General features: G+C 69.4%; 11 protein-coding genes. 6 read left to right on the forward strand and 5 right to left on the reverse strand.

Annotated features, from left to right (window positions below; all coding sequences use genetic code 11):
- Positions 1–12 precede the first annotated feature (12 nt).
- A complete protein-coding gene (gene purL, locus AMK34_RS15025; protein WP_143202503.1) occupies positions 13–2,295 on the reverse strand; it encodes a phosphoribosylformylglycinamidine synthase subunit PurL in 2,283 nt (760 codons plus the stop codon).
- Positions 2,296–2,414: 119 nt separating this feature from the next.
- Here purL and AMK34_RS15030 point away from each other — a divergent pair, with 119 nt between their 5' ends.
- A complete protein-coding gene (locus tag AMK34_RS15030; RefSeq protein ID WP_073845771.1) occupies positions 2,415–4,040 on the forward strand; it encodes an ABC transporter ATP-binding protein in 1,626 nt (541 codons plus the stop codon).
- On the forward strand, positions 4,037–5,764 hold the full coding sequence (locus tag AMK34_RS15035; protein ID WP_073845772.1) for an ABC transporter ATP-binding protein: 1,728 nt from the start codon (positions 4,037–4,039) through the stop codon (positions 5,762–5,764). The genes AMK34_RS15030 and AMK34_RS15035 overlap by 4 nt, the downstream gene beginning before the upstream one ends.
- Before the next feature lie 62 nt (positions 5,765–5,826).
- Here AMK34_RS15035 and purQ read toward each other — a convergent pair whose 3' ends face one another.
- Together purQ and purS are read right to left on the reverse strand one after the other, a co-directional pair.
- On the reverse strand, positions 5,827–6,504 hold the full coding sequence (purQ, locus tag AMK34_RS15040) for a phosphoribosylformylglycinamidine synthase subunit PurQ (RefSeq protein ID WP_037334697.1): 678 nt from the start codon (positions 6,502–6,504) through the stop codon (positions 5,827–5,829).
- A complete protein-coding gene (gene purS / locus AMK34_RS15045) occupies positions 6,501–6,740 on the reverse strand; it encodes a phosphoribosylformylglycinamidine synthase subunit PurS (RefSeq protein WP_005152565.1) in 240 nt (79 codons plus the stop codon). The genes purQ and purS overlap by 4 nt, the downstream gene beginning before the upstream one ends.
- A gap of 66 nt (positions 6,741–6,806) precedes the next feature.
- On the opposite strand from purS, the gene AMK34_RS15050 reads away from it, so the two are divergent.
- A complete protein-coding gene (locus tag AMK34_RS15050; protein WP_073845773.1) occupies positions 6,807–7,583 on the forward strand; it encodes a hypothetical protein in 777 nt (258 codons plus the stop codon).
- 102 nt (positions 7,584–7,685) lie between these two features.
- Positions 7,686–9,266 (forward strand): GMC family oxidoreductase, encoded by a 1,581-nt coding sequence (locus tag AMK34_RS15055; protein WP_073845774.1) that lies wholly within the window; start codon positions 7,686–7,688, stop codon positions 9,264–9,266.
- Between the two features lie 101 nt (positions 9,267–9,367).
- Here the strand turns inward: AMK34_RS15055 and AMK34_RS15060 are convergent, their stop codons facing one another.
- Complete coding sequence (locus tag AMK34_RS15060) at positions 9,368–10,870, reverse strand: aldehyde dehydrogenase family protein (RefSeq protein WP_038521413.1); 1,503 nt, start codon at positions 10,868–10,870, stop codon at positions 9,368–9,370.
- Positions 10,871–10,903: 33 nt separating this feature from the next.
- Positions 10,904–12,046 (reverse strand): MFS transporter, encoded by a 1,143-nt coding sequence (locus AMK34_RS15065; protein ID WP_073845775.1) that lies wholly within the window; start codon positions 12,044–12,046, stop codon positions 10,904–10,906.
- Positions 12,047–12,107: 61 nt separating this feature from the next.
- Between AMK34_RS15065 and AMK34_RS15070 the strand changes: the two genes are divergently transcribed.
- Both AMK34_RS15070 and AMK34_RS15075 read left to right on the forward strand, forming a co-directional pair.
- Positions 12,108–13,052 carry an ArsR/SmtB family transcription factor gene (locus tag AMK34_RS15070; RefSeq protein ID WP_073845776.1) on the forward strand — a complete coding sequence of 315 codons (945 nt, stop codon included), beginning with the start codon at positions 12,108–12,110 and terminating at the stop codon, positions 13,050–13,052.
- A gap of 33 nt (positions 13,053–13,085) precedes the next feature.
- On the forward strand, positions 13,086–13,721 hold the full coding sequence (locus AMK34_RS15075) for an MBL fold metallo-hydrolase (protein ID WP_073845777.1): 636 nt from the start codon (positions 13,086–13,088) through the stop codon (positions 13,719–13,721).
- Positions 13,722–13,749: the final 28 nt, after the last annotated feature.

Consider the following 13,749-nt stretch of genomic DNA (forward strand, 5'->3'; position numbering starts at 1 on the left):
AGGTGCGACGTATCAGTCGAAGATGGCTGGGAGCGTGCGCTCCCAAGGCTCCCGAAGCTCCTCCAGCGTGAACTCCGTGATGCCCTGGAGTTCGAGCGAGCCCGATTCCGGGTCCACCACGCCGGTCTTGCGCCACGGCAGGCCGCGCGCGGTCAGCATCTCGGTGAACCGCAGTTCCTCGGTACGCGGCACGGCGACCAGCACCCGGCCCGCGGACTCGGAGAACAGCTGCACGAACGGGTCCTGCTCCGTGTCGAGGAAGACGCGGGCACCGCACTGTCCGATGAGGACGGTCTCGACGAGCGTCTGGATCAGGCCACCGTCGGAGATGTCGTGCGCGGCGGAGATCATGCCGTCGCGGGAACCGGCGATGAGGATGTCGGCGAGCAGCTTCTCGCGCGCCAGGTCCACGCGCGGCGGGCGGCCGCCGAGGTGGCCGTGCAGTTCGCGCGCCCAGGCGGAACCGTCCAGCTCGTCGTGGGTCTCGCCCAGCAGCAGCAGGGTTTCCCCGGCCTCCGCGCCGATCCCGGTGGGGATGCGGCGGGTGACGTCGTCGATCACGCCGAGCACGCCGACCACCGGCGTCGGCAGGATGGCGACGTCACCGGTCTGGTTGAAGAAGCTGACGTTGCCGCCGGTGACCGGGATGCCGAGTTCGACGCAGCCGTCGGCCAGACCGTGCACGGCCTGCTCGAACTGCCACATCACACCCGGGTCGGTCGGCGCGCCGAAGTTCAGGCAGTCCGAGACCGCGACCGGCTTCGCGCCACTGGTGGCGACGTTGCGGTACGCCTCGGCCAGGGCGAGCTTCGCGCCCTCGTACGGGTCGAGGTAGACGAACTTGCTGTTGCAGTCCGTCGAAACGGCCACCCCGCGGCCGGTCGACTCGTCGATGCGGATGACACCCGAGTCCGACGGCTGCGCGGAAACGGTGTTGCCGCGCACGTAGCGGTCGTACTGGGAGGTCACCCATTCCTTCGACGCCTGGTTCGGCGACGAGATGAGCTTGAGGATGTCGGCGCGCAGTTCGTCCGAAGTGGACGGACGCGGCAGCTTGGCCGAGGTGTCCGCCTGCAGGGCGTCCTGTGTGGACGGCCGCTGGATCGGGCGGTCGTACACCGGGCCCTGGTGCGCCACGGTGTGCGCCGGGACGTCGACGACGATCTCGTCGTTCCAGGTGATGACCAGGTGCTCGCCGTCGGTGACCTCGCCGATGTCGGTGGCGATGACGTCCCACTTCTCGCAGACCTTCATGAACGCCTCGACGTTCTCCGGCGAGACGACCGCGCACATCCGCTCCTGCGATTCGCTGGAGAGCACCTCCGCCGGGGTCATCCCGGTGGCGCGCAACGGAACCCGGTCGAGGTAGATGTGCATACCGCCGTCACCGGCGGCCGCGAGCTCCGACGTCGCGCAGGAGAGCCCGGCGCCGCCGAGGTCCTGGATGCCGACGACGAGCTTCTGGGCGAACAGTTCGAGACAGCACTCGATGAGCACCTTCTCGGTGAAGGGGTCGCCGACCTGGACGCTGGGCAGCTTCTTGCGGCCGCCCGAGCTTTCGTCACCCGAGAAGGTGTCGCTGGCGAGGACGGACACGCCGCCGATGCCGTCGAGGCCGGTACGCGCGCCGAACAGGATGATCTTGTTGCCCTTGCCCGAGGCGAAGGCCAGGTGCAGGTCCTCGACGCGCATCGCGCCGACGCACAGGGCGTTGACCAGCGGGTTCCCGGAGTAGCTCTGGTCGAACACCAGCTCGCCGCCGATGTTCGGCAGGCCGAGGCAGTTGCCGTAGCCGCCGACGCCGGCGACCACGCCGGGCAGCACGCGGCGGGTGTCGGGGGCGTCCGCCGGGCCGAAGCGCAGCGCGTCCGCCACCGCGAGCGGGCGCGCGCCCATCGCCATGATGTCGCGCACGATGCCGCCGACGCCGGTCGCGGCGCCCTGGTACGGCTCGACGTAGGACGGGTGGTTGTGGCTCTCGACCTTGAAGGTGACCGCCCAGCCCTCGCCGATGTCGACGACGCCCGCGTTCTCGCCGATACCGGCGAGCATCTTCTCCTTCATCTCGGGAGTGGCCGTCTCACCGAAGTAGCGCAGGTGCTTCTTCGAGGACTTGTACGAGCAGTGCTCGCTCCACATCACCGAGTACATCGCCAGTTCGGCGTCGGTCGGACGGCGGCCGAGGATCTCCCGGATCCGGGCGTACTCGTCGTCGGCGAGGCCGAGTTCGACGTACGGCTGGGTCTGCTCGGGGGTCGCCTCGGCGTGTTGAGTGGTGTCAACGGTGCTGGTCACGGTGTCCGCATCAGGGTTCGCCACGGCCGCCAGAATAAGGGAGAGGGTTGTTCACCTCTCGGTCGCCCACGGATAAATCGGTCGCGCCCGCGGCGGTGATCCGCTTACCGTCGATAATCGTGCTTTCCGCCACATATCCCCTTCCGCGACTGCGACTGCCCGCCAAGCCGACCGCCTGGCGGTACCTGGTCAGGATGATGCTCGCGCGCCCGGGACTGCTCGCCGTCTCGGCGATCAGCGGTGCGCTGTGGTCGTTGCCGATCGCCCTGCTGCCGGTCGCGATCGGCCGGGGTATCGACGCGATCGGCCGCGGCGACGGCGATTCCGTCTGGCTGTGGGGCCTCGCGGCCGCCGGGCTCGGGATCGCGCAGACGCTCGCGGGCACGGTGCAGCATTTCGCGTCCTACGGCTGCTGGATCCACGGCGCCGGGGTGACGCAGCGGCTCGCCACCGAACACGCGGCGAAGCTGGGCGCGAACCTGAGGGACACGACCACCACGGGTGACGTGGTCGCGATCACCACCAGCGACATCAACCCGATCGGCGACTCCTTCGAGGTGCTCGGGCGGGCGTTCGGTTCGCTGATCGCGTTCATCGTCTGCGCGACGGCGCTGCTGACGACGTCCCCGCTGCTCGGCATGGTCGCGCTGATCGGTGTCCCGCTGGCGGTGGTGGGTATCGGGCCGCTGCTGAAGCCGCTGGAGAAGCGCCAGACGAAGCAGCGCGAGGAGAAGACCGAGGTCAACGCGCTGGCCGCGGACATCGTCTCCGGCCTGCGGATCCTTCGCGGGGTCGGCGGCGAGAAGCAGTTCCTCGATCGTTTCCGCCGCTCCAGCCAGAAGGTCCGCGCGGCCGGCGTCCAGGTCGGGCGCAGCGAGGCGTGGCTCGCGGCGGCGGAGGTCGCGCTGCCGGGTCTGGTCACGGTGGTCATCACCTGGCTGGGCGCGCAACTGGCGATCAACGGCACCATCGGCGTCGGCGAGCTGATCACGTTCTACGGCGTCTCGGTGTTCCTGGTGATCCCGGTGACGACGGCGACCGAGTTCGCCGGCGTGCTGAGCGCCGCGCTGGTTTCGGCGCGGAAGGTGTGCAAACTGCTGTCCACCGAACGCACGCTCGCCGAGCCGGAGCATCCGGTGCCGCTGCCGGAAGGCCCGCTGGACCTGTACGACGAGACGTCCGGGATCAAGGTCGAGGCCGGGAAGCTGACCGTCATCGACGTCGGGGCCGACGCCGAAGCGGTGGCGTCACGGATGGCGCGGTTCACCGATCCGAGTGAACGTGCTCTCGTCGGCGGGGTTCCGGTGGACCGGGTCGCCCTCGACGAGCTGCGGCGGCGGGTCGTGTTCGCGCACAACCAGGACATCTGGTTCTCCGGTGTGCTGCGCGAGCAGGTCAGCCCCGCCCAGCCTGGCGACGTCGAGATCGCCGAAGCGCTGTACGCGGCGGACGCCGAGGACATCGTGGACGCGCTGCCCAACGGCGTCGACGAGGTGATCGGCGAACGCGGACGTGAGGTTTCCGGCGGTCAGCGGCAGCGGCTGAACCTGGCCCGCGCGCTGGCTACCGACGCCGACGTCCTGCTGCTCGACGAGCCGACCTCGGCCGTCGACGCGCATACCGAAGCCCGCATAACCGAACGCGTCGCGAAGCTGCGGCGCGGCAAGACCACCGTCGTGTTCAGTCAAAGTCCTTTGTGGACACATGTGGCCGACGAGGTCATCGATTCGAAAGTACCGGCATGAAGAAGCTGCCGCTGGCAGACAAGAAAGACGTTCGACGATGGATCAGGGAGACCGCGCGCGCCAACAAGCGCGAGTTCTCCGTGATGCTCGGCCTGTTCTGCGTCGCGACCGCGATCGGGCTGGCCGGGCCACAACTGCTGGGCGCGCTGGTGGACGAGGTCGTCGGCGGCACGACGACCGCCACGATCACCTGGCTGGCGATCGCGTTCGTGGTCGTGCTGGGCGCGCAGGCGTGGTTCAAGGGTTTGGCGCGGCTTCGCGCGCGGGTGTTCGGCGAGCGGATCCTGGCGAAGAACCGCGAGGAGTTCGTCGGGAACGCGCTGGACCTGCCGCTCGGGACGGTCGAGGCCGCGGGCACCGGTGACCTGCTCAGCCGGGCGACCACCGACGTCAGCCGTATCGACCACGCGGTGCGCTTCGGCGCGCCGGAGATCCTGATCGCCGCGGTCACGGTGGTGTTCACCGTGGTGGCGATGGTGATCACGTCCCCGTTCCTGGCGCTGGGCCTGCTGGTCGCGCTGCCGCTGCTGGTGCCGGTGAACATCTGGTACCAGCGGCGGATCCCGGACGTGATGCGGCGGATGCTGGACAAGTGGTCCGAGCTGCAGTCCACCACGCACGAGACCGCGGAGGGCGCGCGGACGGCCGAGGCGCTGAACCTGACCGGCCGCCGGATCCGGACCGGGCACGACGGTCTCGACGCGGCGATGCTGGGCGAGCGCAAGGTCCGGGCACTGCAGATGCGGTGGATCCCGTCGCTGGAGATCAGTTACGTACTGCCGGTGCCGGTGATGCTCGGGCTGGGTCTGCTCGCCTACTCGAACGGCTGGGAAGGGCTCGGCACGATCACCGCGATGCTGCTGTATTCGCAGGTCATGACAGGTCCATTGAATGAGGCACTGTTCTGGCTCGCGGACATGCAGGTCGCGGGGGTCTCGCTGCGGCGGCTGCTGGGCGTTCGGCCTGCTGGGTCTTCAGATGAGGCTTCGGAGGCTCCGCGCGGCCAGGACATCGAGGTCCGCGATGTGCGCTTCGGCTACAACGCGGACCGCGAGGTGCTGCACGGGATCGACCTGCGGGTGCCCGCCGGTGAACGGCTGGCGATCGTCGGACCGTCGGGTGCAGGCAAGTCGACGCTGGGACGGCTGCTGGCCGGGATGTCGGCGCCGACGTCGGGCTCGGTGCGGATCGGCGGCGCCGAGGTGTCGACGCTGCCGGACGATGTCCTGCGCGGTGAGGTGCTGCTGCTGACGCAGGAGCAGCACGTGTTCGCGGGAACGCTGCGGGACAACCTCACGCTCCCGGCCGGGGACTGGACCGACGAACGGCTGCTGACCGCGCTGACCTCGGTCGGGGCTTCGGAGTGGGTCGCGAGCCTGCCGGACGGGCTGGACACGAAGGTCGGGGCCGGGGCGGTCGCCGTTCCGGCGGCGATCGCGCAGCAGCTGGCGCTGGCGCGGGTCGTACTGGCCGACCCGCACACGCTGGTGCTGGACGAGGCGACGTCGCTGCTGGACACGGGTTCGGCGCGGGAGCTGGAGCGGTCGCTGAGCGCGGTGCTCGAAGGGCGCACGGTGATCGCGATCGCGCACCGGCTGCATACGGCGGCCGCGGCCGACCGGGTCGCCGTCATCGAGGGCGGCCGGGTGACCGAGCTCGGCTCGCACGCGGAGCTACTGGCGGCCGGTGGGCCCTACGCGGCCCTGGTCGCCGCCGCCTCCTGAAACGCTAGGAAAGGACCGTTCCTTGCAAATTTTGCAAGGAACGGTCCTTTCCTAGCACGCTGTCAGGCGGAGACGAGGGCGTCGACCGCGCTGTAGAACATGCCGAGGCCGTCGTCGGAAGGGCCGGTGAGGGCGTCGATGGCGTGCTCCGGGTGCGGCATGAGCCCCACGACGCGGCCGTTCTCGCTGCGGATCCCGGCGATGTCGTTGCGCGAGCCGTTCGGGTTGCCGCCGACGTAGCGGAACACCACGCGGCCCTCACCCTCCAGCTCGTCGAGGGTGGCCTGCTCGGCGACGTAGCAGCCGTCGATGTTCTTCATCGGGATGAGGATCTCGGCACCCTTGTCGTACCGGGTGGTCCACGCGGTCTCGTTGTGCTCGACGCGCAGCCACTGGTCACGGCAGATGAAGTGCAGGCCCGCGTTGCGGATCATCGCGCCCGGCAGCAGCCCGGCCTCGCACAGGATCTGGAAGCCGTTGCAGATGCCCAGCACCGGCATGCCCTTGTGGGCGGCCTCGATCACCGACGACATCACCGGCGCGAACCGGGCGATGACGCCGGCGCGCAGGTAGTCGCCATAGGAGAAGCCACCGGGGACGACGACTGCGTCGACGCCCTTGAGGTCTTCGTCCGCGTGCCACAGCGGCACGGCCTCGGCGTCGGCGTAGCGGACCGCGCGGGCCGCGTCACCGTCGTCGAGCGTGCCGGGGAAGGTGATGACCCCGATACGGGCGCTCACGCGTCCACCCGCTTGATGGTCCACTGCTCGATCACGGGGTTCGCGAGGAAACCTTCGGCGATCTTTTCGAGCGTCGCGTCGTCGACGGAGTCGTCGACCTCGATCTCGAAGTGCTTGCCCTGACGGATCCCGGTGATCCCGGTGAAGCCGAGACGACCGGCCGCGCCGAGCGCGGCTTGGCCCTGCGGGTCGAGGATTTCGGGCTTGGGCATGACGTCGACGACGACTCGGGCCACGGCAGGCTGCTCCTTATTCACGCAGGTCGTGGGTACCGCCCGAGCCTACTTCACTACGGTTGCCGCATGACCTACGGGCAACCGCAGTACGCGCCGAAGAAGTCGAAGACCGGGCTCTGGATCACGCTGGTGCTGGTCTTCGTCCTGATCGCGGGCGGTGTCGCGTTCACCGGCTTCGTGACGCCGGGGTTCTTCAAGACCAAGCCCGACACCACCTCGCGCGCGACGCCGGAGCAGCTGGGCCAGTCGTTCGTGAACGGCGTCGGCGAAGGTCGCGTCAGCCAGCTCTGGTGCCCGATCCGCTCGAAGCGGTCGTACACCTTCGAGCAGATGATGGCGGTCTCCGAAGGCGCACAGCTGAGCACGCCCGCGCACCAGCGTGCGGCGCAGGAGTACTCGGCCGCGTTCACCCTCGGGGGTCAGACCGTCGGGATCGCGATGATCCCCGCCGAGGGCGGCTGGTGCGTGCGCGACGCCAAGACCGGCGGCGAGCCCGAGCCGCTGCCGAGCCTCGACACGAAGCCGTCGCCCCGTCCGGACGTCAAGACCGGGGAGGAGGCGGGGAACAAGTTCGTCGACGCGATCAACGCGCGCGACATCCCGGCGGCGTTGTCCGTGCTGTGCGAGAAGGTGGCGGACACGACCCGCGAAGGCGTGCAGCAGATCATCCACGGCGAGGCGAGGTACACCGTCGACAACGCCGACGTGCTGACCACGGCGAAACAGACGATCCTGCACCTCACGGGCGAGGTCGACGGCGTCCGGAACCCCGGCCGCATCGAGACCGAGGACGACGCCGAGGGCGGCCCCTGCGTGACCTCTTTTTCACCCGACTCCGACTGAGCTCGCACCGATCCTTCGTCTGGGGGATGCTCGGAGCGCGGCGCTGGGCCAAGATGAGCTCATTGGCGGGGCGTCAACACCGGGCGAGCAGCAGGAGGCACCGTGGCCGATCAGGACTCCTTCGACTACGTGATCGTCGGCGCGGGCAGCGCGGGATGCGTACTGGCGAACCGGCTGAGCGAGGATCCGTCGGCGCGGGTGCTCCTGCTCGAAGCGGGCGGCGAGGACGACGCCGACGAGATCCACATCCCCGCCGCGTTCCCCGGTCTGTTCAAGACCAAATGGGACTGGAACTACGAGACGGTCGAGCAGAAGCACACCGGCCAGTCGCTGTACTGGCCGCGCGGGAAGACACTCGGCGGCTGCTCGTCGATCAACGCGATGATCTACATCCGCGGCAACCGCGCGGACTACGACGGCTGGCGTGACGGGCACGGCGCCGAGGGCTGGGGCTTCGACGACGTCCTGCCGTACTTCAAACGGGCGGAGGGGAACCAGCGGCTCGGCGGCCCGCTGCACGGCACCGACGGGCCGCTGCACGTCGAGGACCGCCGCTTCACCCACGAACTGTCCCTCGCCTGGGTCGATTCCGCCGTGGCCTGGGGCCTCAAGCGCACCGACGACTTCAACGGCGAGTCGCAGGAAGGCGCCGGCGTCTACCAGGTGACCTGCAAGAAGGGTCGCCGCTGGTCGACGGCCGACGCGTACCTGCGGCCGGCGTTGTCGCGCCCGAACCTCACCGTGCGGACCAACGCGCAAGCCACCCGCGTCGTCTTCGAAGGCACCCGCGCGGTCGGAGTGTCCTATTTGGACCAAGGCACCGAGACGACCGTGCGCGCGTCGACCGAGGTCCTGCTGAGCGGCGGCGCGGTGAACTCGCCGCAACTGCTGATGCTCTCCGGCGTCGGCCCGGCGGAACACCTGCGGGAGCACGGGATCGACGTCGTGGCCGCGCTTCCGGGCGTCGGCGACAACCTGCACGACCACCCGGCCTGCGGGATCATCTGGTCGACACGCGGCACCACCGACCTGGTGGACGCGGCGACGCCCGCCGGCCTGGTGCGCTACCAGCTCACCAAACGCGGCCCGCTGGCTTCGAACATCGGTGAGGCGGGCGCGTTCTTCCCCGCGGCGGACGGAGTTTCGCCGCCGGACATGCAGATCCACGTCGCGCCGACGTTGTTCTACGACAACGGGATGCGCGAGCCGACGGTGCCGGGCTTCACGTCGGCGGCGACCCTCGTGGACGTCGCGAGCCGGGGACGTCTGCGGTTGAAGTCGGGGAATCCCTTGTGGAAACCCGAAATCGATCCGGCGTACTACGCGGAGTCCGTCGACATGGAGAAGATGCTCGCCGGGATGCGCGCCCTGATGGAGATCGGGAAGTCCAGTCCGCTGGCGCGGTATCTGGACAAGCCGTTCCTGCCGGAGCGGCACGACCTGACCGACGGCGAACTGGCCGACTACGTGCGCGAGAAGACGCAGACGCTGTACCACCCGGTGGGGACCTGCTCGATGGGGACGGGCGAGAACGCCGTCGTCGATCCGTCGCTGAAGGTGCGCGGGGTGGAGGGGCTGCGGGTGGTGGACGCTTCGGTGATGCCCGTGGTGCCGCGCGGGAACACGAACGCGCCGACGATCATGGTGGCGGAGAAGGCGGCTGACCTCATCCGAGGTGCTTGACCGGTCCTTTCACGCCTCCGCAAACGCTAGGAACGGTCCTTTCCTTGCAAATTTCGCAAGGAAAGGACCGTTCCTAGCACGCGGGGTTGACAGGCGGGGCGTCAGCGTTTCCCGTGCAGCACCGTGATCAGCTTCGCGACCAGAGCGTCGGTCTTTTCCTTACGGGAGAACGAGGTCAGCACGATCGGCGCGGTGAAACGCTGCCGCGCGACGGCCTTCGGGCGGGCGAACTCGCGCAGGCCTTCCGGGCCGTGGATCCGGCCGAAGCCCGAATCGCCGACGCCGCCGAAGGGCAGCGAAGCGATACCGGCGAAGGAAAGCGGCGCGTTGATCGACGTCATGCCGGTGCGCAGCCGTCCGGCCAGTTCGAGGCCGCGCGACTTCGAGAACACCGTCGAGCCGAGGCCGTACTTCGTGTCGTTGGCCTTCTCGACGGCCTCGTCCATGTCGCGGACCTTGGCGATGGTGACGGTCGGGCCGAACGTCTCCTCCTGCACGGCCGCGGAATCCTCGGGCACGTCGACGAGCACCGTCGGCTGCACGTAACGGTCACCGACCGCGTCGACACCGCCGACCAGCGCCTTGCCGCCACGCTCGATGGCGTCCGCGATGTGGCGCTTGATCACCGAAAGCTGCGAAGGCATCGTCACCGGGCCGTACTGCGCGGCCGCGTCCGAACCGGCCCGCACGTCCTTCGACTTCTCGACGACCTTCGCGACGAACTCGTCGTGCACGCGCTCGTGAACGTACACCCGCTCGACGCCGATGCAGGTCTGGCCCGAGTTGGAGAACGCGCCCCAGACGGTCGCGTCCGCGGCGGCCTCGAGGTCGGCGTCCGCGTCGACCAGGACCGCGTCCTTGCCGCCCGCCTCGATGATCACCGGGGTCAGCGTCTCGGCGGCCGCGGCCATGATCTTCTTGCCCGTGCCGGTCGAACCGGTGAAGGCGATCTTGTCGACGCCGCCCGTGACGAGCGAAGCACCCGTCTCACCGAAACCGGTGATCAGCTGCAGCACCGGCCACTCCGGGACGACCTCGTTGAACGCGTCGACCAGCCATTTCCCGACGCCCGGCGTGTACTCGCTCGGCTTGAAGACGACGGTGTTGCCGGCGGCGAGCGCGTAGGCGATGGAACCGAGCGGGGTGAACACGGGGTAGTTCCACGGGCCGATCACGCCCACGACGCCGAGCGGCTGGTACTCCACCGTCGCCGCCTGGTTCGACATCATCAGCCCGGCCGCGCGGCGCTGCTTGCCGAGGATCTTGCGCGCGTGCTTGCCCGCCCACGCGATGTGCTCGATGGCGAGGACGCTCTCCAGCTGCGCGTCGGCGATCGGCTTCCCGGTCTCGTCGCGCACGACCTGGCACAGCTGCGGCAGCCTGCGGGTGATGACGCCCTTCCAGCGGCGCAGACGTTCGGCGCGGCCGTCGTAACCGAGCCCGGCCCACCATTCGGCGGCGTCCCTCGCGCGGGCGATCGCGGCGCGGACGTCCTCCTTGCTGTGCACCGGGTAGGTGCCCACGACCTCGTCGGTCGCCGGGCTGAGGGAATCGAAGGTCTCCCCCACGCTGTGCGCGGTCGGCTTCGGCTGGACTGCGGTCATCGACTTCTCCCGTGTCTCGGCTCAAAGCCCAGGCTACGACGTTACTGACGGCGTGCCAATAGCTCGCCTGGGGCGTGCCACCAGCATCGCACAGGAGACGAGAGCCGCAAGGACACCGAGAAGGGGGCACAGCCAGACCGGCAGCACGCCGATCGCCAGCGAGCCCAGCCCGAAGCCCGACGCCTGCACGGTGAAGGCCAGCGAGAACCCCTCCGACCGGCGGCGTTCCGGCAGCAGCTTCTGCAGGTTGACCGACGAGACGGCCATCAGCGGTCCGGTGCAGAGCCCGATCAGCGCGACCCCGCCGAGCAGCCCGGCCCATCCGAAACCCGCCGAAACGACGACCCCGCCGAGCACGAAGCCGGCCAGGAACAGCCGCGGATCGCCGACCTTCCCGCGCGCCGCGTACAGCGCGCTTCCGGTGATGCTCGCGGCGCACAGCACGACGATGACGACCGCCGTCGCCGAGTCGGGGGCGCCGAGACGCTGGACGAGCGGCAGCAGCCCGACTTCGATGGTCGACAGCAGGAGCCCGACGGTGAACAACCCCGCCAGCCAGGGCACGCAGGCGGCGACCGGGATCGACTGTCGTTCGACCGTCCTTTGTGGATCTCGCTGGACCGTCCGTCGCGGCACGAGCAGTGCCGCGAGCAGGGCGACGACGGCCATCGCGAGGACCGGGACGGCCGGTCCGGACGTCGCCAGGAGCGCCACCAGCAGCGGTCCGCCGACGATGACGCCTTCGAGGATCATCGCGTCCACCGAAACCGCCCTCGGCAGTTCCTCTTCGGTCACCGTCCCGGCGAGCAGGGTACGGAAACCGCCGTTCAGCCCGCCCGCGACCAGGCCCGGCGGAATCGCCAGCGCGAGCAACGCCCAGTCCGGGGCTCCGGCGGAAGCGACCGCGGCCAGCAGGAACAGCCCGGCGGCGACCAGGGGCAGCAGCACGACGAGACCGCGGGCGGGGCCGACACGGTCGAGCAGCCGTCCGGTCGGCACGGCGCCGGCCATCTCGGCGCCGACGAAGACGGCCATCATGACCCCGCCGAGCCGGTACGAACCGGTCGTCGCGGTGGTCAGCACGGTGAAGGCCAGCGGCGCCATCGTGGCGGGCAGCCGATTCAGCTGTACCCCCGCCGACCAGCGCCAATACCCGGAATTACGCAGCAACGTCATTCCGGGAACCTTGCCGAACGCGGCCTGGCGAGAACCATTGATTAGGACATAGCCTAATCCGATGATCGAGCTGGTCCTCACCGCCGAGAGCGCCAACCGCGTCCGCTTCGGCATCTCCCCGCTCGACGAGACCATGGGCGCGTTGCAGACGCTGCTCGGACGGCGAGGGCATCCGAGCCACCTGCCGTGGCTGCGCGAGGCGGCCGCGAAACTGCCGGACCTGCCCATCGAGGACTTCGCCAAAGTGATGAGCGCGCGGCACTACATCACCGACTTCCTCAGCCCGCCGCCGAGCGGACCGGAGACCACCGCGTCCGCCCAGCTCGCCGAAATCCGCCGCACGCCGCCGGATCAGGTCGCCCACGAACTGTCCAAAGTAGACGCCGACCTGAGTGGTCTCCCCGAAGACCCGGCCGTGGCAAGGGATCTGCTGGCGGACCAGATGGAGATCGCCTGGACCGAACTGGTCGAACCGCACTGGCCCCGGATGCGCCGGTTCCTCGTCGCCGACATCGAGGAACGCTCACGTCGCCTGGCCGCGGGCGGAATCGCGCTGGTACTGGAGGACATCCACCCACGGGTCCGACTGGTCGACGACGTCCTGGTGATCGAGATGAAGGAACGCGGCCGCGTCCACCTCGACCGCCGCGGGCTCCTGCTGATTCCCGGCGTCTTCGCGTGGCCTTCGGTCGGGGTGATCACGATGGAGCCGTGGCAGCCTTCACTGCTGTATCCGGCCCGCGGCGTGGCCGAACTCTGGTCGGACCCCGAACGCCCGCCCGGCGCGCTCGCGGGAGTCCTCGGCCGGACGAAGGCCGCCTTGCTCACGACGCTCAACGAACCGGCGAGCACCACCGAACTGGCACGACGACTGGGCTTCTCGGCGCCGACGGTCTCGCAGCATCTGACCGCGATGCACGCCGCGGGCCTGCTCAACACCCGGCGGCGCGGCCGCGAAGTCCGTTACCGGCGCACCGAACTTGGCGACGCCCTGATCCGGGCATAGGCTGGAATCGACCTACCGCGAAGGAGAACACCGATGCGTATTGTCCACTTTGGACACGCTTGCACGCTTCTGGAGACCGAGGGCGCGCGGATCCTGATCGACCCTGGCACCTTCTCGACGGGTTTCGAAGGCGAGCGCGAACTGGACGCCATCCTGATCACCCACCAGCACTTCGATCACCTCGACCTGGACCGGCTGCCCGCGCTGCTGGAGGCCAACCCCGGCGTGAAGCTGGTCGTCGACCCGGGTTCCGCCGAAGCGGTGGGGAAGATCGGCGCCGAGTTCCAGATCGCGAACCCCGGCGACGCCTTCGAGATCGGGTCCAGCGACATTGACGTCGTCGGCGGCGAGCACGCGGTGATCCACGAGGAGATCCCGGTGATCCCGAACGTCGGCTACGTCGTCGATCACGGCGCCTTCTATCACCCGGGCGACTCGTTCTTCGTGCCGGAACAGAAGATCGACGTCCTCGGCCTGCCCACCGGCGCCCCGTGGCTCAAGGCCGGCGAGGCGGTCGACTACCTGCGTGCGGTGTCGCCGCGCCTCGCCGTCCCGATCCACGAAGCCGTCCTCGCGCGGCCGCAGATGCACTACGGCCTGTTCGCGAATCTCGCTCCTGAAGGCACCGAAGTGAAGGTGCTCGACGTCGGGGAGCCGGTGAAGCTTTAGGTCCGGTACGCCGCCCCCCCCCCCCCCC

The sequence above is a fragment of the Amycolatopsis sp. CB00013 genome, assembly GCF_001905755.1.
Taxonomy (GTDB): Bacteria; Actinomycetota; Actinomycetes; order Mycobacteriales; family Pseudonocardiaceae; genus Amycolatopsis; species Amycolatopsis japonica.

What these genes read in the sequence shown, in the direction of transcription:
- AMK34_RS15035 (WP_073845772.1), top strand. Translation starts at nt 4,037, where the DNA reads ATGAAGAAGCTGCCGCTGGCAGACAAGAAAGACGTTCGACGATGGATC.
- AMK34_RS15070 (WP_073845776.1), top strand. Translation starts at nt 12,108, where the DNA reads ATGATCGAGCTGGTCCTCACCGCCGAGAGCGCCAACCGCGTCCGCTTC.
- AMK34_RS15075 (WP_073845777.1), top strand. Translation starts at nt 13,086, where the DNA reads ATGCGTATTGTCCACTTTGGACACGCTTGCACGCTTCTGGAGACCGAG.
- AMK34_RS15050 (WP_073845773.1), top strand. Translation starts at nt 6,807, where the DNA reads ATGACCTACGGGCAACCGCAGTACGCGCCGAAGAAGTCGAAGACCGGG.
- AMK34_RS15060 (WP_038521413.1), bottom strand. Translation starts at nt 10,870, where the DNA reads ATGACCGCAGTCCAGCCGAAGCCGACCGCGCACAGCGTGGGGGAGACC.
- AMK34_RS15065 (WP_073845775.1), bottom strand. Translation starts at nt 12,046, where the DNA reads ATGACGTTGCTGCGTAATTCCGGGTATTGGCGCTGGTCGGCGGGGGTA.